Source organism: Bradyrhizobium sp. WSM1743, assembly GCF_000473065.1.
GTDB lineage: Bacteria > Pseudomonadota > Alphaproteobacteria > Rhizobiales > Xanthobacteraceae > Bradyrhizobium.
Genome location: NZ_AXAZ01000079.1, coordinates 1 through 17,751, shown reverse-complemented (window position 1 = coordinate 17,751; position 17,751 = coordinate 1). Strand labels below are relative to the sequence as shown.

General features: G+C 64.9%; 17 protein-coding genes and 1 pseudogene. 10 read left to right on the top strand and 8 right to left on the bottom strand.

Annotated elements, in window-relative coordinates; genetic code table 11:
- The first annotated feature begins 52 nt into the window (after nt 1-52).
- Together YU9_RS0132560 and YU9_RS0132555 are read left to right on the top strand one after the other, a co-directional pair.
- A complete protein-coding gene (locus YU9_RS0132560; protein ID WP_027576544.1) occupies nt 53-1,327 on the top strand; it encodes an MFS transporter in 1,275 nt (424 codons plus the stop codon).
- 25 nt (nt 1,328-1,352) lie between these two features.
- The gene (locus tag YU9_RS0132555; RefSeq protein WP_027576543.1) at nt 1,353-2,603 is read left to right on the top strand and encodes an arsenic transporter; all 1,251 of its coding nucleotides are present in this window, start codon (nt 1,353-1,355) and stop codon (nt 2,601-2,603) included.
- 129 nt (nt 2,604-2,732) lie between these two features.
- Here the strand turns inward: YU9_RS0132555 and YU9_RS0132550 are convergent, their stop codons facing one another.
- Together YU9_RS0132550 and YU9_RS0132545 are read right to left on the bottom strand one after the other, a co-directional pair.
- A complete protein-coding gene (locus tag YU9_RS0132550; protein WP_027576542.1) occupies nt 2,733-4,097 on the bottom strand; it encodes an MFS transporter in 1,365 nt (454 codons plus the stop codon).
- Nucleotides 4,098-4,244: 147 nt separating this feature from the next.
- Nucleotides 4,245-5,012 carry a GntR family transcriptional regulator gene (locus tag YU9_RS0132545; protein ID WP_027576541.1) on the bottom strand — a complete coding sequence of 256 codons (768 nt, stop codon included), beginning with the start codon at nt 5,010-5,012 and terminating at the stop codon, nt 4,245-4,247.
- Between the two features lie 178 nt (nt 5,013-5,190).
- Here YU9_RS0132545 and YU9_RS0132540 point away from each other — a divergent pair, with 178 nt between their 5' ends.
- The 3 genes from YU9_RS0132540 to YU9_RS0132530 are packed head-to-tail and all read left to right on the top strand — an operon-like array spanning nt 5,191 to nt 8,223.
- Entirely contained in the window at nt 5,191-6,390 is a 1,200-nt protein-coding gene (locus YU9_RS0132540; RefSeq protein ID WP_027576540.1) for a mandelate racemase/muconate lactonizing enzyme family protein, read from the top strand.
- 12 nt (nt 6,391-6,402) lie between these two features.
- Entirely contained in the window at nt 6,403-7,170 is a 768-nt protein-coding gene (locus YU9_RS0132535; protein ID WP_027576539.1) for an SDR family oxidoreductase, read from the top strand.
- A gap of 21 nt (nt 7,171-7,191) precedes the next feature.
- Complete coding sequence (locus YU9_RS0132530) at nt 7,192-8,223, top strand: L-idonate 5-dehydrogenase (RefSeq protein ID WP_027576538.1); 1,032 nt, start codon at nt 7,192-7,194, stop codon at nt 8,221-8,223.
- Here YU9_RS0132530 and YU9_RS0132525 read toward each other — a convergent pair.
- Complete coding sequence (locus tag YU9_RS0132525; protein WP_027576537.1) at nt 8,213-9,094, bottom strand: DUF3280 domain-containing protein; 882 nt, start codon at nt 9,092-9,094, stop codon at nt 8,213-8,215. The two genes, YU9_RS0132530 and YU9_RS0132525, sit on opposite strands and share 11 nt — an antisense overlap.
- Nucleotides 9,095-9,285: 191 nt before the next feature.
- On the opposite strand from YU9_RS0132525, the gene YU9_RS0132520 reads away from it, so the two are divergent.
- The gene (locus tag YU9_RS0132520) at nt 9,286-10,668 is read left to right on the top strand and encodes a sensor histidine kinase (protein ID WP_027576536.1); all 1,383 of its coding nucleotides are present in this window, start codon (nt 9,286-9,288) and stop codon (nt 10,666-10,668) included.
- Complete coding sequence (locus tag YU9_RS0132515) at nt 10,665-11,327, top strand: response regulator transcription factor (protein WP_027576535.1); 663 nt, start codon at nt 10,665-10,667, stop codon at nt 11,325-11,327. The genes YU9_RS0132520 and YU9_RS0132515 overlap by 4 nt, the downstream gene beginning before the upstream one ends.
- Before the next feature lie 4 nt (nt 11,328-11,331).
- Here YU9_RS0132515 and YU9_RS0132510 read toward each other — a convergent pair whose 3' ends face one another.
- The 3 genes from YU9_RS0132510 to YU9_RS0132500 form a co-directional block, all read right to left on the bottom strand.
- A complete protein-coding gene (locus tag YU9_RS0132510; RefSeq protein ID WP_027576534.1) occupies nt 11,332-12,174 on the bottom strand; it encodes a hypothetical protein in 843 nt (280 codons plus the stop codon).
- 205 nt (nt 12,175-12,379) lie between these two features.
- The gene (locus YU9_RS0132505; protein WP_027576533.1) at nt 12,380-12,871 is read right to left on the bottom strand and encodes an SRPBCC family protein; all 492 of its coding nucleotides are present in this window, start codon (nt 12,869-12,871) and stop codon (nt 12,380-12,382) included.
- Between the two features lie 2 nt (nt 12,872-12,873).
- Complete coding sequence (locus tag YU9_RS0132500) at nt 12,874-13,254, bottom strand: helix-turn-helix transcriptional regulator (RefSeq protein ID WP_027576532.1); 381 nt, start codon at nt 13,252-13,254, stop codon at nt 12,874-12,876.
- 285 nt (nt 13,255-13,539) lie between these two features.
- Here YU9_RS0132500 and YU9_RS0132495 point away from each other — a divergent pair, with 285 nt between their 5' ends.
- On the top strand, nt 13,540-14,595 hold the full coding sequence (locus YU9_RS0132495; RefSeq protein WP_027576531.1) for a serine hydrolase: 1,056 nt from the start codon (nt 13,540-13,542) through the stop codon (nt 14,593-14,595).
- 10 nt (nt 14,596-14,605) lie between these two features.
- Here YU9_RS0132495 and YU9_RS43130 read toward each other — a convergent pair.
- A pseudogene (locus YU9_RS43130) lies at nt 14,606-15,309 on the bottom strand (SDR family oxidoreductase).
- A gap of 101 nt (nt 15,310-15,410) precedes the next feature.
- Between YU9_RS43130 and YU9_RS0132485 the strand changes: the two are divergent.
- A complete protein-coding gene (locus YU9_RS0132485; RefSeq protein ID WP_027576530.1) occupies nt 15,411-16,253 on the top strand; it encodes a GNAT family N-acetyltransferase in 843 nt (280 codons plus the stop codon).
- Nucleotide 16,254: 1 nt separating this feature from the next.
- On the opposite strand, the gene YU9_RS0132480 is transcribed toward YU9_RS0132485, so the two are convergent.
- Nucleotides 16,255-16,704, bottom strand: a complete 450-nt coding sequence (locus tag YU9_RS0132480; protein ID WP_027576529.1) for a hypothetical protein — start codon at nt 16,702-16,704, stop codon at nt 16,255-16,257.
- Nucleotides 16,705-16,990: 286 nt separating this feature from the next.
- Here YU9_RS0132480 and YU9_RS0132475 point away from each other — a divergent pair, with 286 nt between their 5' ends.
- On the top strand, nt 16,991-17,263 hold the full coding sequence (locus YU9_RS0132475) for a hypothetical protein (RefSeq protein WP_027576528.1): 273 nt from the start codon (nt 16,991-16,993) through the stop codon (nt 17,261-17,263).
- The last annotated feature ends 488 nt before the right edge of the window (nt 17,264-17,751 follow it).

Sequence of the window (17,751 nt, the reverse complement as noted above, 5' to 3'; positions counted from 1 at the left end):
GACGTCATGAAGGTTGCAGCCGGGACCATTTGAAGCCTCGATCGAGAGTCCGATGTCGAGCCAAGACCCCGACCAGACGAGGCGAGCCGGCCGCGCGCTGGATGCGGCCAATTTCTTTCTTGCGGACGTCCGCGACGGGCTCGGGCCCTATCTCGCGGTCTATCTCCTCATCGAACAGCAGTGGGACGAAGCACGCATCGGGCTCGTGATGTCGATCGCAACGATCGCCGGCATCGTGGCGCAGACGCCGGCCGGTGCGCTGGTCGATGCCACGCGGGCGAAGCGGAGGGTGATGATAGTCGCCGCCATCATGGTCACTCTCGCCTCGCTGTCGTTGCCGTTGTTTCCAGGTTTTCTGCCGGTTGCGATCTCGCAAGGCGTCGCGCAGGCCGCCGCCGTGATCTTTCCGCCGGCAATCGCCGCCGTCTCGCTCGGCATCTTCGGCCATGCCGCCTTTACCCGGCGAATCGGCCGCAACGAGACGTTCAATCACGCCGGCAATGCGGTCGCGGCCGGGCTCGCGGGCATCTCCGCCTATTGGTTCGGCCCGACCGTCGTCTTCTATCTTCTCGCCGCGATGGCAATCGCAAGCCTCGTCAGCATCCTTGCGATCCCGGCTCGCGCCATCGACCACGATCTCGCCCGCGGGTTGCACGATGCCGACGCGGAAAGCCAGCGCGACACACCTTCGAGCTTCGCCGTGCTGTTCACCTGCCGCCCCCTGCTTGCCTTTGCGATTTGCGTTCTGCTCTTCCACCTCTCCAACGCAGCCATGCTGCCGCTGGTCGGGCAAAAGCTCGCACTTGAGGACAAGAACATGGGCACCAGCCTGATGTCGGCCTGCATCGTCGCAGCGCAATTGGTCATGGTGCCGTTCGCGATGCTGGTCGGCGCCAGGGCCGACAGTTGGGGTCACAAGCGCTTCTTCCTCGCCGCATTGCTGATCCTGCCCATCCGGGGGGCGCTCTACACACTATCCGACAATCCGTTCTGGCTGGTCGGCGTGCAGCTTCTCGACGGCGTCGGCGCCGGCATCTTCGGCGCGATCTTCCCCGTCATCGTGGCCGACCTCATGCGCAACACCGGTCGTTTCAATATCGCGCAGGGCGCAGTCATCACCGCCCAGAGCATTGGAGCCGCGCTCTCGACAACGCTTGCGGGCTTCGTCGTGGTCGGGGCGGGCTACAGCGCGGCCTTCATCACGCTCGGCGCGGTCGCGGCGATCGGCGCCCTCATCTGCCTGCTCGCCTTGCCCGAGACGCGACATGGCGCCTTGCGACCGCAGGGGAAGACAGCGCCTCCAGCATCGGCTATCGCTGCCGAATGATCCCGTTCCACATTGAGGACTGAACGTGCCGTCTGACGCCATCTGGGCCTGGAGCATCATCGTAGCCGCGACTGCAGGCGTCATCATCCGCCCGTTTCGCATGCCGGAGGCGATCTGGGCTGTGATCGGTGCAGCAACGCTGGTGCTGCTTGGTCTGCTGCCGTGGCAGGATGCGCTGACAGGCATCGAGAAAGGCGTCGATGTCTACCTCTTCCTGATCGGCATGATGCTGATCGCCGAGCTGGCGCGGCTCGAGGGCCTGTTCGATTATCTGGCCGCGTTCGCGGTCGAGCATGCACGCGGCTCGCCGCAGCGGCTGTTTCTGCTGATCTACCTGGTCGGGACATTGGTGACGGTGCTGCTCTCGAACGACGCAACCGCGATCGTGTTGACGCCTGCGGTCTACGCCGCGACGCGCGCGGCCGGCGCCAAGCCGCTCCCTTACCTCTTCGTCTGTGCCTTCATTGCCAATGCCGCGAGCTTCGTGCTGCCGATCTCCAATCCGGCCAACCTCGTCGTGTTCGGCAAGAACATGCCGCATCTGGGGACCTGGCTGCGCCAATTCGCTCTGCCGTCGCTTGCCTCGATTGTTCTCACCTATATCGCACTACGCCTTGCCTTGCGTCGCGAGCTGAAGGACGAAACCATCGAAGCGCGGGTGCCCCATCCCAAACTCAGCCGCGGTGGCCTGTTGACGGCCTATGGCATCGGCGCCATCGGCATCGTGCTGATCTGGGCCTCGGCCCTCGATCTGCAATTGGGTCTGCCGACGTTCATCTGCGGGACCACGACGGCAGCGATCGTGCTGCTGATCAACCGGCAATCGCCTTTGCCCGTGCTGCACGGCGTCTCCTGGAGCGTGCTGCCGCTGGTCGGCGGGCTTTTCGTCATGGTGGAGGCGCTGGTGAAGACCGGCGTGATCGCGCAGCTGAGCACGCTGCTGCACCAAGCTGTGGCGCAATCCGTGACGGAGGCCGCCTGGAGCGTCGGCATCGCCACCGCGCTCGCCGACAACATCGCCAACAATCTTCCGGTCGGCCTCGTCGCCGGCTCGGTCGCCGCCAACGATCATCTGCCCGCCCAGGTCGTCAGCGCCATCCTGATCGGCGTCGATCTCGGCCCCAATCTGTCGGTGACCGGCTCGCTCGCCACCATCCTTTGGCTGGTCGCGCTCCGGCGTGAGAAGATCGAGGTCGGTGCCTGGCCGTTCCTCAAGCTCGGTCTGCTGGTGACGCCGCCTGCCCTGATCGCGGCCTTGGCGGCCGCGATCAGGTAGCATTCTCTCCTAAAGCATGATCCGGATCCGAAGGGCCGCGTTAGCGCAAAGTGCGAAGCGGTTTTCCGGAAAGATCATGCGTAAACAACAACCTAAAGCGCGATGACGTCATCCAAATCTTATCGCGCTTTAGTCGTTCTCGTAGCCGTAGACTTCCGGCAGGATGAAGATTGCGGCAAGCAATCCGATCAGCGGGAAGATCGCGACGAACAGCGTGGCGTTGGCCTGCCCGATCGCGGCGAACAGCGAGGGGAACAGGAAGATCGCCAGGAACGACGGCAGCTTCACGAACATGTAGGCGAAGCCGCTGGCGGTGCCGCGATATTTCGGCTTGGCGACCATGGTCGGGATCGTCATGCAGTTCGAGGCGTCCCAGTAATGGCCCCACAGCATCGCGGCGGCGGCGAACGGCAGCAGCATCTTGTTGTCGGTGTAGAGCGCGAAGGCCGCGACCAGCAGCGCTACCAGCACGATCGAGAAACCGGCGATCGAGATGCCACGATGGCCGATCTTCGGCGTCAGCAAGGGTCCGACCCAGCCCGACAGCCCCGCGAAGGCAAACAGCGCCATCGTCACCAGGTTGTTGCCGAGAATTGACGAAACGCCGACCATCGCGAACAGCACCGGCAGGTAGAACGCGAAGGTCGAGAACTCGCTTGCTTGCATGAAGCAGGCGATCCAGCCGTACACCGTCGCGCGCCAGCGGATCGGGTCCTTCTTCAGATCGGCGAGAAACGCGCGCGTGCTGACCTTCGGCACCTTGACGTCATGGTCCGGCAGCATGTCGAGATTGTCGTTGAACATCTCGCGCGCGACCTGCTTGGCCTCGCGGTAACGCCCCTTCTGCACCAGCCACACCGCGGTTTCCGGCACGTCGTGGCGCATGATCAGGATGATCAGCGCCGGCACCGCGCCGAGGCCGAGCGTGACGCGCCACAGCATCTCATGGTTCATGTCGATCAGGAGAAAGATCACGATGACGCCGATGGTGAGGACTTCACCGACGGCGAACATGAACTGCCAGCGGTTGCCCATGACCTCGCGCTCGCCCTTGGCCATGGATTCCATGATGTAGGTGTAGCCGGTCGAGATGTCGGAGCCGAGCGGGATGCCGAGCAGAAAGCGGATCACGACGAGCCAGGCAACGTTTGGCACGAAGGCCTGCGCCAGCGCCAGCACGATGAACAGCACCATCGTCGCCAGGAACATGACGCGGCGCCCGATCTTGTCGGAGAGCCAGCCGCCGAGCAACGCGCCGATCAGGGCGCCGCCCTGCGTTCCGGCCGCGGCAAGGCCGAGCATCAGCGGATCGGGATTGTACTGCTCCTTGATGAAGATCAGCACGAAGGCGATCGAATAGAGGTCCCACGCCTCGACCAGGATCGAGGCCATCATCAGCCAGCCGACCTTGTTGCCCTTGGGGCTGTAGTTGGTGATGAGGTAGCGGACCGCGGCTTCGCTCGCGGTCGGTTGTGGCATCGCCATCGTTGACATGCTTCTTCCTTTCTTCAGAACTCTCTAAAGCACGATGAGATCAGGATGACTCGTCATCGCGCTTTAGCTTATTGTTTTGAGCATGATCTCTTCGGAAAACCGCTGCACACTTTGCGCTAACGCGGCCCTTCGGGTCCGGATCATGCTCTACGCGCCGAGCAGCGGCTCGATGCTGCAATCGAGCAGGCGCGGATCGATCCCCGCCTCCATGCCCGTGAATATCTCGCCCATGTAGTCGATCAGGGCATCGCTGGCCTTCACCGCGTCATCGACGCGGCGGTTGGCGACGGCTGCGAGAATGGCGAGATGATGATCGATCGTGCCGGACAGATCAGCCTGCCCCGGCATGAAGCGGTGGTGGATGTAGCCGATGCGCCGGTACAGCGTGTGCAGCGGCCGCAGCGTATGCACCAGGAATGGCTCGCCGGCTGCCTCCAGCACCAACGCATCGATGCGACGGTCGAGGCTGTTGAATTCGTCGAGCGTCAGGCTGGCGCGACGGTCGCGCAGCAGCCGCTCTATGTGCAGCGCCTGATTGCGATGCGAGAGGCTGGCGCGATCGGCCGCAAGGCGGATCACGAAGCGCTCCATGTCACGGCGCAGGCCGAGCAGCATGCGCTCGCGCGCCAGATCGATCGGTGCGATGTGCAGGCCGTGACGCGGACGGATGATGATGAGCGTATCGGCGGAGAGACGATTGACGGCGTGATGCACCGGTGTGCGCCCGAAGCCGGTGATCTGCTGCAATTCCAGCATCGTCATGAACTGGCCGGGCTTGAGCTCGCAATGAACCAGAAGCTCTTCGATCCTCTGATAGGCCAACTCGAAAAAGTTGAGACGGTTGCTCCTGGAGGGCCTGCCTCCGCCGTCGTCTTCGTTTCTCACCACCTCGAGCGCGCGCTTGCGCCGTGCCATGTCGTCCTCTCCTGTCAAGCCCGCGCTCTCGTTGCAGGGTGGCGCCTTGGTTGTGGCACCCTTAAAACATGTTGTGATATATTACAAGCAGGCGTAAGACGTCCACACGACCTGCAACATGTTGCAGCGCAAAATGAGACGTCGGGCGCGACGCGCTTGTGATGGGAGGAGAGTTGCCGTGAAGATCACGTCGATCGAGACACTGCGTACCGAGGAATTCTCCAACGTCATCTGGGTGCGCATTCACACCGACTCTGGTCTGATCGGTCTCGGCGAGACCTTCTACGGCGCGGGTGCGGTCGAGGCGCAGATCCACGACACCTTTGCCGGCCGCCTGCTCGGCCGCAATCCCCTGCACATCGAAGCGATCCATCGCGACATGCTGAATCTGCCGATGGCGCAGTCGTCCACCGGCGTCGAGTATCGCGCGGCCTCCGCGATCGACATCGCGCTGTGGGATTTATTCGGCAAGGTCTGCGGCCAGCCGGTGCACCAGATGCTCGGCGGCCTCTGCCGCGACAAGCAGCGCATCTATAACACCTGCGCCGGCACGCAATATGTCCGCTCAACCAATATCAGCCCGGTCGCGAACTGGAATCTCGGAGCCTCCAAAGGTCCCTATGAAGACCTCGACGGCTTCATGCATCGCGCCGATGCGCTCGCCGAAAGCCTCTTGGAGAGCGGCATCTCCGCGATGAAGATCTGGCCGTTCGATCCGGCGGCGCAGGAGAACAAGGGTCTCTACATCACCGCGGCGCAGATGAAGCAGGCGATCGAGCCGTTCGAGAAGATCCGCAAAGCCGTCGGCGACAAGATGGAGATCATGGTCGAGCTCCACTCGCTGTGGAATCTGCCGACCGCCAAGCAGATCGCCCGCGCGCTCGAGCCTTACAAGCCGACCTGGTACGAGGACCCGATCCGGATGAACTCGCCGCAGGCGCTGGCCGAATATGCCCGCTCGACCGACGTCTGGGTCTGCGCCAGCGAGACGCTGGGCTCGCGCTTCCCGTACAAGGACATGCTCGACCGCGACGCCATGCATGTGGTGATGGCGGACCTGTGCTGGACCGGCGGCCTCACCGAGGGCCGCAAGATCGCGGCGATGGCCGAGACCTATCACCGGCCGTTCGCACCGCACGATTGCATCGGCCCGATCGGCTTCATCGCCGCCATCCACATGTCGTTCAGCCAGCCCAACACACTGATCCAGGAATCGGTGCGCGCCTTCTACAAGGGCTGGTACAATGAGCTCGTGACCACTATGCCGACGATTAAAGACGGCTATGTCTTCCCGATGGAAGGCGCCGGCCTTGGCGTCGATCTTCTGCCCGCCGTATTCGAGCGCTCCGATCTCACCGTGCGCCGTTCCAACACTTAAGGATTCCTCGAGATGAGCACCTCCCTCTTCGACCTTTCCGGCCGCACAGCGCTCGTGACCGGCTCCTCCCGCGGCCTCGGCCGTGCCATTGCCGAGGGCATGGCCAAGGCCGGCGCCGGAATCATCATCAACGGCGTCGATGCCAAGCGCGTCGAGCAGGCGGTCGCTGAGTTTCGTAGCGCGGGCTACCAGGCTGAAGGCGCGGCGTTCAACGTCACCGACGAGCCCGCGATCGTCGCCGCCTTCGAGCGCTTCGATCGCGAAGGGCTCGCGGTCGACATCGTCGTCAACAATGCCGGCATCCAGCACCGCAAGCCGCTGGTCGAGTTCACCACCGACGAATGGCGCAAGGTGATCGAGACCAACCTCACCAGCGCCTTCGTGATCGGCCGCGAGGCGGCCAAGCGCATGATCCCGCGCAAGCACGGCAAGATCATCAATATCGGCTCGCTCGGCAGCGAGCTCGCGCGCCCCACCATCGCGCCCTACACCGCGGCCAAAGGCGGCATCAAGAACCTGACCCGCTCGATGGCGGTGGAATGGGCCCAGCACGGCATCCAGGCCAATGCGATCGGCCCCGGCTACATGCTGACCGACATGAACGAGGCGCTGGTCAACAACGCCGATTTCAACAACTGGCTGATGGGCCGCATTCCCTCCAAGCGCTGGGGCAAGCCGGACGAGCTGGTGGGCGCCGCGATCTTCCTGGCGTCGGACGCCTCCACCTACGTCAACGGCCAGATCATCTATGTCGATGGCGGCATGATCGCCGCGATGTAATCGCGAACAAGGAACCAACCCATGCGCGCTGTCGTCATTCACGCCCCGAAGGACCTGCGGATCGACAACTACCCCGACCCGGCGCCCGGCCCGGGCGAGGTCCGCGTCAAGATCGCCAATGGCGGCATCTGCGGCTCGGACCTGCACTACTACCATCACGGCGGCTTCGGCGTCGTGCGCATCCAGCAACCGATGGCGCTGGGACATGAGATCGCCGGCGTCGTCGCCGCGGTCGGTGACGGCGTCACTAGCGTGAAGGCCGGCACGCGTGTCGCGGTCAATCCGAGCAAACCCTGCGGGGTGTGCCTGCATTGCCAGGAGGGCATGCGCAACCAGTGCCTCGACATGCGCTTCCTAGGCAGCGCGATGCGCTTTCCCCATGTGCAGGGCGGCTTTCGCGAATTCATCACGGTCGATGCGACCCAGGCGGTGCCGATCGCGGACAAGCTGTCGCTGGCGGAAGCCGCGGTCGCCGAACCGCTGGCGGTGTGCCTGCACGCCGGCAAGCAGGCCGGTCCCCTGCTCGGCAAGCGCGTGCTGATCACCGGCTGCGGCCCAATCGGCGCGCTGATGATTTTGGTCGCGCGCTTCGGCGGCGCCGCCGAGATCGTGGTGACCGATGTCGCGGACGCACCGCTCGCGGTCGCCAAAAAGCTCGGCGCCACCCACGCCATCAATGTCGCGACCAATGCCACTGCCCTTGATCCCTGGCGCGCCGGCAAGGGCGTGTTCGACACGCTGTTCGAAGCCTCGGGCAACCAGGCTGCACTGCGCACCGCACTCGACGTGCTCAGGCCCGGCGCCACGCTGGTGCAGCTCGGCCTCGGCGGCGAGATGACGCTGCCGATCAATTCCATCGTCGCAAAAGAACTGCAGCTCCGCGGCACCTTCCGCTTCGATCCCGAGTTCGAGCTGGCGGTGCGGCTGATGGGCGAAGGCCTGATCGACGTCAAGCCGCTGATCACGGCCACCATGCCGTTCGAGAACGCGGTCGCCGCCTTCGAGCTCGCCAGCGACCGCTCGCAGTCGATGAAGGTGCAGCTTACTTTCTAACCGCGTCGGTGGCCTGCTGGCTCTCGATCAGCCGGTCCCTGACCAGCCGTACGGCTCCGCGCTTCCAGGAATAGTCCGCGCCGAGGCGCAAGCCGCTGTCGCCGCGCGCCAGCACCGCGCTGGTCCTGGCATCGCGGACCTGGAAGCCGAGCGTGTATTCGGTGCGGCTGACGCGGCGCACCACGCCGATCAGCGACTGGTCCGCACCGAGCTTTTGCGCAATGGAGGCCTCGCAACCGCCGCAATCCCGCAAAGCGCCCGTCCTCCCCGCCTCTCCGCCGACATCGACGATCCGGTAGCGGCCGGATTGGCCGAGAGCCTCACGCACACCGCCGGTGACCTCGGCCAGGTACGAGGCGTCCGAACCGGCTGGCGCGCCCGCGGAAGCGGCCGTCATGTCCTCAAGCTCGAAATCGAACACGGCAAGCGCGATTGGCGCAGGCGTGCCGAGTGCAGCCATAACCTCGCGGGACACGAAGACCTCGGCGCGCTCCCATGCTTCGTCGTTGTCACCGCGGAAGCTGTAGAGCTTGTCCAGCACGAGCCTTTTGGCGCCAACATCGATCACGGCGACCTTCGCCCATTGCACCAGCGTGCTCGTCTTCTGGATGCCGCCGATCACCTTGAACGCCGCTCCGTCCTGGGCCGACGGCACCAGCCGATAACGCGGGTCCGCGCCGATGTCCCGTCGAAGCGCGGCCATGAACGCCGCCAGCCGCCGCTCGTGGGCGGCGGTCTGGTTGGTCGGCTCGGCCGACGTATCGGTATAGCTGAAATCGTCCATGGCAACGCCAATGGCGGCCGCGGCATCGGCCGGCGAAGAGAAAACGAAGAGGAGCAAAGCAGAGAGAATCAACTGGGAGCGGCGCATACGGACCTCGTGGGATGGAGCGGCCCCCAAATCTGGACGGGTCGCCTGACGCCGTGCAGCCGTGACCGTCCCGACGAACGCCGGGAAAATTTCACGACGTTGCACTGCGGTAAAGCGGGAACGCTTCCCGCCGCTGCCGTTCTGCCGTTTAATGAGGGCGCGACAAACCCGTTCGCACCAGGTGCAAGCCGATGTGGAATCGCCCGAGGTTCGATCTCAAGGTCCGTCTGACACTGCACGTGGCCGCGATCTCGGCCGCCTGCTTCGCCGCGATCTCCGCCTACTTCCTTGTTACGGCCGACAGCGCGGCGCATGCGCGCATCGACGGTATCGCGGCCATCGTGGCGAAGACCCTGGAGCTGCAACAGGGCAAGATCCAGTGGGTGGCGAGCCCCCGCTCGGACTTTCCGAACCTCGACCCGGTTTCGGCCCATGTGATGACGCCGGGCCTGTGTCTTGGATTCCGTAGCGCGAGCGGCGAGATGCTGCAGCGTTTCTGTAGTGGCGCGCCTGCCCCGGCGAGCCCGCCGCCGCAAGCCTTCGCCGCCTTCTATCGCAGCCTGTTCGACCCGGGCCGCGAGGCGGCGCGGCCCGTGATCGTGCGCGGAACCAAGCTCGGCGAGACCGTGGTCTCGGTCGATCCGGCCGTGCAGACGGCCGAGGCCTGGCACGAGGCTGGCCGCCTGATGATCGCGCTTGCGATCGCGCTGCCGCTGCTCTGCGCGCTGGTCTATGCCGCACTGGCCCGCGCCCTGCGCCCCACCCGCATGATCGGCAACGGCCTCGAACGCATCGCCGCCGGTGACCTCACGACGCGACTGCCGCCGTTCGATCTGGCCGAGCTCTCCGCCATCCGCGACGTCTTCAACCACCTCGCTGAAAGCCTCGACACCGCGCTTGCGGAACGCAACGAGTTGACGCGTAAATTGATTGCGCTCCAGGACGAGGAGCGACGCCATCTCGCGCGCGAGCTGCACGACGAGTTCGGCCAGTCGCTCGCTGCGATCCGCGCGCTGGCCGCATCCGCCCGCCAGACTGCGGCACAGGACTGTCCCGCATTGCTCGGAGAGTGCGACAGCATTGCCCGGACCGCGACCGACATGATGGAGACGCTGCGCGGTGCGCTGTTCCGGTTGCGGCCGCCCGATGTCGATGAGCTCGGCCTCGTCGCCAGCCTCGGAGGCCTGGTGTCGGGATGGAACGGCCGCAGCCGCGGCCAGACCCGTTTCGATATCCGGTTCGACGGTGCCTTCGAGAGCGTGCCCGCCTCCGTCAGCGCCAATCTCTACCGCATCGTGCAGGAGGCGCTCACCAACGCGGCCAAGCACGCCGGCGCCACGCGGGTCAGCCTGCATCTGACGACGGCCGAAAGCGAGATCGCGCTCGCGGTCGAGGACGATGGCCGGCCGAACGAGGCTGCCGTCAAATCCGGCATGGGCCTGCTCGGCATGCGCGAGCGCGTCGCCGCGCTTCGCGGCCGGCTGAGCTTTGAGACCGGCCCTAACGGCTCGGCGCTGCGCGTATTCATTCCGCTTGCGGCCGCCGATCGGCAGGCGCTGGAGCACGCGGCATGAGTGCGACTGAAGCGACCATTCTGCTGGTCGACGACCATTCCGTCGTCCGCGAGGGCTATCGCTCCGTGCTCCAGAAACAGCCCGGATTGCGTGTCGTCGCCGAGGCGTCCGACGGAGCGGAAGCCTATCGCCTGTACAAATCCGAGACGCCCGACCTCGTCATCATGGACCTCAGCATGCCCGGCATCGGCGGCATCGAGGCCGTCAGGCGGATCAGGCAGTGGGACAAGGCGGCACGGATCCTCGTCTTCACCATGCACGAGAATGCCGGCTTTGCCGTGCAGGCGATCCGCGCCGGTGCGAGGGGCTACGTCACCAAGACCAGTCCGCCCGAGACATTGGTGCGCGCGGTCAAGGACGTGCTCGCCGGCAAGATCGCCATCAGCCCCGACATCGACCACGAGCTTGCGCTCAGCCGCATCAGCGGCGAGAGCTCGGCCGCCGACGTGCTGACGCCGCGCGAATTCGAGGTGCTGCGGCTGCTGCTCGCCGAGAACACGACGGAGGAGATCGCCGAGACGCTGCATGTCAGCCCGAAGACGGTGGCGAACCTGCATTCCCTGATCAAGGACAAGCTCGGCGTCGGCTCCGACATCGAGCTGGTCCGGCTGGCGCTGCGCCAGGGATTGCTGACGCAGGTCGATCTGGGCGAAGCGTGATCGCTCAGGCGAGATAACGCGCCAGATAGCCTTCCATCGCGTAGAGCGCGCAGAGCGCGAGGCTCGACCAGACGGCGGCGCTGAAATACAGGAACATCCAGGTCAGCTCGCCCTTCCAATGCGCGACGTCGTGGGTCACCACCCAGCGCGTCGCGACATCATGCAGGCCTTCGAGCAGGCCCAAGAACCTGCCGCCCTCGGCGTGCCCGGCCCGCCAGCGGCTGAGATACATCGGCACATCGACGGTGACGAGGAAGGCGAGGAAGCAGGCGATGCCGACGATGCCTGACATCAGCGCCCAGCGCACCACGCCCTGGAATTCCGGCATCAGGCGGCACAGCGCGATGCCGGCGAGGAAGAAGGTCACCGCCCACAGCGAATTCTCGATCGCGTTGTAGAGATAATTGGTGGTGACCACCGCGTACCAGGAGAAGCACTCGGCGATGATGATCACCGGGACAATCACCCACGCGATGTTCACCGCCGTCTCGGCGCCGGTCATGGTGCCGAGCTGATGCAGGATGATGGCCCATTGTGCGGCGAAGCAGAGTTCGGCCACGGTCGCAACCGAGCGTCCTACGAAGACGCTGGAGAGCCAGGTGTCGAACAGGCAGATGCGCTGCACGTCGGCGCGCGGCAGCACCGAACGGAAGGCGCAGCCGAACACATAGCCGGCGCACAGCAGCAACATCAGCCCGATATCCGAGCCGCCACCGAGGCTGCCCGCGACCGTCGGGTAGAACTCGCGGTACAGCATGAACCAGACCAGGATATTGGCGCTGCTCACAAGCGTCAGCGACCCCCACCACCACGCGAGGGGATTTGACCGCGCCTGCCACTGCAACATGAATTCGCTCCGCTGTAATCGATGTGACATCTAGCGATAGCAATTCTGTCATAATTCGGCAGCAAGGCGCGACAAAAATCTGCGTTATGTCGCTGTCATAATTGACCTTCGCGCTGTCATATTCGCGAAGGCGGCAGCTCTCCCAGCGCGTTTCCGAGCTCGTTCCCCGGGGCCTTCTCGAGGCCCCCGGGAGAACGCCGCAACTCTATTTCTTCATCCCCGCCACATAGGCCGCCAGCTTGTCCAGCGTCTGGTAGCCGTATTCGACGGCGCCGAAGCCGATCATGCCGTCGCGCTGCTCGGTGCTCGAGGCAAGCTGGCGCATCATCAGCACGGTCTTGCCGTTGCTCTGCTCGGCAAAGGTGAGGGTAAAGCGGAACATGCCGGGATCGTCATCCTGGTCGACGCCGTGATCCATCTCCATCAGCGACGGCCGCTCGATGCGGCGGAAGCGCATCCGGTTCGGATAGACGGTGCCGTCGGGCCCGATCATGTTGAAGCGCCAGACACCGCCGACGCGCACGTCGATCTCGAAGGTCTCGATCTTGAATTCCTTCGGCCCGAACCATTGCGGCAGATGCTTCGGATCGGACCACGCCTCGAACACCAGATCGCGCGGCGCGTCGATCACGCGCGACATCACGATCTCGCGGTCGAGCGACCATTGCGACAGAGCGGGATTGGCAGAACTCGTCATTATCAGGAACCTTTCCGTTTGGTTGTTCGGGACGGCCGCTTGGCGCCCGCCCTCTCCTTCTTGAGCTTCATCACATAGGCCTCGAACCGGTCGAGCCGCGCCTCCCAGATCGCGCGCTGCTGCTGGAACCAGTCCTCGGCGCCGAGGAGCGCATCCGGACTGAGCCGGCAGGTGCGCACGCGTCCGGATTTCTCCGACTGAACCAGTCCGCTCACCTCCAGCACGTGGATGTGTTTCATGAAACTCGGCAGCGCCATGTCGAAGGGATCCGCGAGCTCGCCGACCGAAGCCTCGCCGGCGCACAACCGCATCACGATCGCCCGCCGTGTGGGATCGGCAAGCGCTGCGAAGATCTGATCGAGCTGATTCAATTGGTTAGCCATGAAGCTAACTATAGACCGGAATGGCGAGTTGTCAACAATTGTTAGCTTCCAAGCTAAGCAATCTGATCGCAGTCCGCGCTGCGGAACCTACAACGCGCGATCGTGAATTGGGGCTCGGGGCATTTTCCGCTAAAAAGCAGACTTGGGGCGCATCATCGTTCGTCGGGACACGTGCCGCCTATTGTCATTCCATCATATCTCACAAGGCGGGCTCTCGCCCGGGCTGCGCTCGTTCCATTCGCGATCGCGTTGGTCCGGCCGCGCCGTGCCTCGGCGGATTCCGACATGATCGCGCAGATGCGAGACATCGTCGCGAGCGAGCTGGCGCCGACCGCAACGCCGGACCATGCAGGCGGGCTCGCCGCCGCGCTCTATGCCGGTCGCCATGTCGAGTTCTTCACCTATGGTTTTGCCGATGATGCCACCAGACGGAAGGTGACGCCGGACACGCTGTTCAGCCTCGCATCGTTGCGAAAACCATTCGAGGCCACGCTTGTGGCGCTCGGCACACTACGCGGCGAACTGCGGCTCGACGATCGTCTGCAAAAATACCTTCCGGAGCTCAACGGCGACTACATCTGCCGCGTCACCGTCGGCGAGCTCGTCACGCACACCACGGGGCTGCTGCTGCCGACCGACCATCCGCCATGGCCGAACGAGCAGTACAATCGCGAGCAGTTCATCGGGATGCTCAACGCCTTCGCGCCGGCCCCCGGCGTCGCCCCCGGCCGACAGCGCATCTACACCCATGCCGGATACGTGCTGCTTCAGCTCGTGCTCGAACGCCGTTACGGCCTGCCGATCGCGACCCTATTCGAGCAACGCATCCTTGGGCCACTCGGCATGACCGCGACCTGCGTCCCCGAACGCGGTGAAGACAATCGCGCCATCATGGACGCGGCCTGGATGCAACGCTCCGTCCAGGGCTATTCGGATCAGGGCATAGCGATCGGCCCGATCGGCGACCAGCAGAGCTATTTCGACTTTCCCGGCACCGGGCAGATGTTTTCCTCGGCGCGTGAGCTCGCGACGTTCGTAGCGGCCTGCGTCGACGGCCGGGCGATCGATCCGCATCTGCGCGAAGCACTGCGGCTGACGCAGCGTGAGGCCTTCCGCGTCGACGACAGATTTGGCCAGGGCTTGGCCTGGGAGACCGTGCATCTGCCAGGCGTCACTGTCGTCGACAAGCCTGGCGGCCTCAATAATGCTTCCGGCTATATCGGCCTCGTGCCGGCGCGGCGGATCGGCATCGTCCTGCTCGCCAATCGCGGCGAATATCCGCACGAGATTGCGCGCTACAGGATCCTGCCCGCGCTGGCGCGGCTCGTCTCATCGCATTGACGCGAGCGCCTCAGACCGAGCGCGTCAGGCCGCCATCGACGCGGATGTTCTGGCCGGTGATGTAGGCTGCGCCGTCAGAGGCCAGGAACGAAATCGTCGCGGCGATCTCCTCGACCTTGCCGTATCGCTTCATCGGCACGCTGTCGCGGCGCGCGTCCAGCTGCGGCAGGCTGTCGATCCAGCCCGGCAGGACGTTGTTCATGCGAATGTTGTCCGCGGCGTAAGTGTCGGTGAAGATCTTGGTGAGGCGGCAAGGCCGGCGCGGAACACCGCCGAGGTCGGGAACATCGCGCTCGGCTCGAACGCCCAGGCCGTCGAGATGTTGATGATGGCGCCGCCCTTCTGCGCCTGCATCAGCGGCGTCACCAGCCGCGTCGGACGGATCACGTTCAGCAGATACGTGTCGAGGCCGGTATGCCACTGCTCGTCGGTGATCTCGGTGATGGGCGCACGCGGCCCGTGGCCGGCGCTGTTGACGAGCACGTCGATCCGTCCCCACTTCGCCATCGCAACGTCGACGAGGCGCGTCAGATCGTCTGTCGACTGGTTCGAGCCGGTGATGCCGAGCCCGCCGAGCTCGGCAGCCAGCGCCTCGCCCTTGCCCGAGGACGACAGAATCGCGACGCGAAACCCGTCCGCTGCCAGCCGCCGCGCAGCCCCCGCCCCCATCCCGCTGCCGCCGGCGGTAACGAGAGCCACCTTTTCTGCTGCCATGACCGATCATCCCTTGAGTTGAGCCGAGCCGCAGGCTCGGCCTATCATGAGGCCTTCTACAGCCAGACCTGTCGGCAGGTCCATGGTCGAGAGCGTTCGTCATGAGCGATTTGCAGATCCGCAATTTGCGCCCCGAGGAGATCATCATCGCCATCGACTGGGCCGCGGCGGAGGGCTGGAATCCGGGCCTTGCCGACGCCGCCTGCTTCGCAATCCCCGATGTGCAAGGCTTCTTCGTCGGCGAGATCGACGGCGAGCCGGTCGCGACCGTCTCCTGCGTCAATTATGACGACCGCTTCGCCTTCCTCGGCTTCTACATCGTGCGCGAGCGCTTTCGCGGCGCGGGCCATGGCCTGCGCATCTGGAACGCAGCGATCGCGCATGCGGGCACCCGCATCATCGGGCTCGATGGTGTCGTGGCGCAGCAGGACAGCTACAAAAAGTCCGGCTTCCAGCTCGCTTACGCCAATATCCGCTATGGCGGCGTCGTGACCACGCCACCGAAACCGTCTGCCGAGGTCGTCGCCCTCGACAAGATCCCGTTTGCAATTGTTGAAGCCGATGACGCCACCGTCTTCCCGGCGCGGCGCAGCGCCTTCCTGCGGGCCTGGATCAACACACCCGGCCACGTCGGCCGCGCATTGCTGCGCGACGGCGGGCTCGCTGCATGGGGCGTGATCCGTCCGTGCCGGACGGGCTACAAGATCGGCCCGCTCGTCGCCGACGATCGCGCGGCCGCGGAAGCGGTCATGCAGGCACTGCTGGGAAGCGCGGGCGGTGGCGAGGTCTTCCTCGATGTCCCCGCCGTCAATCCTGCGGCGATCGCGCTCGCCGAGGAGCTCGGCCTCAAGCCGGTGTTCGAGACGGCGCGGATGTACACGGGGCCGATCCCGCCGCTGCGCATCGACCGCGTCTTCGGCGTCACCAGCTTCGAGCTGGGTTAGCTCAGTAGCAGCGCATGATGTTGACGGTGTGCTCGCTGCCGCCACGGCCGGGCACCGTCACCTGCTCCGTCGGGCAGCTTGGTACATAGGGGCGATCGGACGGCACGACGTTCGGCGGATAGCGATGCGTCCAGTCCCAGGGAACATCATAGGTGTAGGTGTAGCGCACGTCGGTGGAGAGCGGCTGGCCGGCATCGACGAAGGGCTGGCTGTAGCCGGCGCCGTCGTAGAAGAAGCCGCCGCCGCCCGGCCAATAGACCCACGGCGCGCTGCGACGGTGGAACCGGGCGCCCGGCCCGATCGGCGGACGTGCTGCAGCCGGCGGGGCGACAGCGGTCACGACGCCGGGCGCCGCAGCGCCAGCGGGTCTGGCAAAACTGTCGCCGGAGCTAAGGAGCAGCGCGGCTGCGCTGAGCGAGGCGAACAACGCCCCATGTGATCTGGCAATCATGATACGCACCACACTCGTTTGGCTTTGCGAAAGCGGCTCCCCGCGAGAGGCTAGGCCGGGCTGTCGCCCACCCGCAAACGTATAATTAATTATTGGTTAAGGCACGGGGTTAACTGGGAACGGGGTGCGGCAGAACGCCCGGAATTCGCGTCTCATTTCAGCCACTTCGTTCCGCGGTCCGCGCTTCATATCCAGTTGATCGGAGTTGATCGCTCGCCGCCCCACACGCCCGGAACGCTCCCGCATTGCAACCGTTGGCCCCCAACACAAGCAAGGAGCATCTCCAATGCAGAACAAGTCGAAACTCCTCTGCCTGATCGCGGCATCGCTCGTCGCGGGCACTGCGGCCGCCTCGGCGCAGGGCTACGATTGGAACGGACCGCGCGTGGGCTGGGACCGCACTTACGAACCGGTTCAACCGCGCGCGTACTATCCTGACGTCGCGGGGCCCTACGGCGCATTCAATGGCACCAACCATCCAACCCCAAGCTCGACGCAGGGCGATGTCGGCCCTGGCGGCAACAACAACGGCACGCTGACCGGCAGCTATCGCTGGTAAGATCGCCTGACTGGAAGCCCACCGTCCACAACGGATGGTGGGCTTTCGTGCGTCAGCGGCCCTGCTGCTTGCGCAGCCGACCGCACCATCGAACATCCCGGCCGCAATCCCTTGTGTTGCCCGATGGGCAAAACACGCGAGTGCTAGGTCAACGCACTCGGCCAAAAATATTCCACTTTACCGAAATTCGGAAATGGCGTATGTATCGCCGCAACCCGGCCCAACGAAGAGGGGCGTATCGCGATCGTCACGAACGCGGGTCGGGTGGCGGTGGACGTGGCCACACCGGCGCGAAAGGTTTTTGCAGGGCGGGCAACCGTGAGCGAAGACCTCGCGCCAGCGACAGGTGCGGTTCGCGTACGGCAAAATCGTGTGGTCCTGGCGCCCGGGGTCTGTGCGCCAAGTCTTGTGGTGATGTAGCGGCCCGACCGGACCGCGCGCATCAGTCATCCGCAAGGCAACGGGGGCAATAGTGCATCGCTCCCCGG

Coding starts and splice junctions, on each gene's coding strand:
- YU9_RS0132560 (WP_027576544.1), top strand. CDS start 53: ATGTCGAGCCAAGACCCCGACCAGACGAGGCGAGCCGGCCGCGCGCTG.
- YU9_RS0132550 (WP_027576542.1), bottom strand. CDS start 4,097: ATGTCAACGATGGCGATGCCACAACCGACCGCGAGCGAAGCCGCGGTC.
- YU9_RS0132545 (WP_027576541.1), bottom strand. CDS start 5,012: ATGGCACGGCGCAAGCGCGCGCTCGAGGTGGTGAGAAACGAAGACGAC.
- YU9_RS0132535 (WP_027576539.1), top strand. CDS start 6,403: ATGAGCACCTCCCTCTTCGACCTTTCCGGCCGCACAGCGCTCGTGACC.
- YU9_RS0132530 (WP_027576538.1), top strand. CDS start 7,192: ATGCGCGCTGTCGTCATTCACGCCCCGAAGGACCTGCGGATCGACAAC.
- YU9_RS0132525 (WP_027576537.1), bottom strand. CDS start 9,094: ATGCGCCGCTCCCAGTTGATTCTCTCTGCTTTGCTCCTCTTCGTTTTC.
- YU9_RS0132520 (WP_027576536.1), top strand. CDS start 9,286: ATGTGGAATCGCCCGAGGTTCGATCTCAAGGTCCGTCTGACACTGCAC.
- YU9_RS0132515 (WP_027576535.1), top strand. CDS start 10,665: ATGAGTGCGACTGAAGCGACCATTCTGCTGGTCGACGACCATTCCGTC.
- YU9_RS0132510 (WP_027576534.1), bottom strand. CDS start 12,174: ATGTTGCAGTGGCAGGCGCGGTCAAATCCCCTCGCGTGGTGGTGGGGG.
- YU9_RS0132505 (WP_027576533.1), bottom strand. CDS start 12,871: ATGACGAGTTCTGCCAATCCCGCTCTGTCGCAATGGTCGCTCGACCGC.
- YU9_RS0132500 (WP_027576532.1), bottom strand. CDS start 13,254: ATGGCTAACCAATTGAATCAGCTCGATCAGATCTTCGCAGCGCTTGCC.
- YU9_RS0132495 (WP_027576531.1), top strand. CDS start 13,540: ATGATCGCGCAGATGCGAGACATCGTCGCGAGCGAGCTGGCGCCGACC.
- YU9_RS0132485 (WP_027576530.1), top strand. CDS start 15,411: ATGAGCGATTTGCAGATCCGCAATTTGCGCCCCGAGGAGATCATCATC.
- YU9_RS0132480 (WP_027576529.1), bottom strand. CDS start 16,704: ATGATTGCCAGATCACATGGGGCGTTGTTCGCCTCGCTCAGCGCAGCC.
- YU9_RS0132475 (WP_027576528.1), top strand. CDS start 16,991: ATGCAGAACAAGTCGAAACTCCTCTGCCTGATCGCGGCATCGCTCGTC.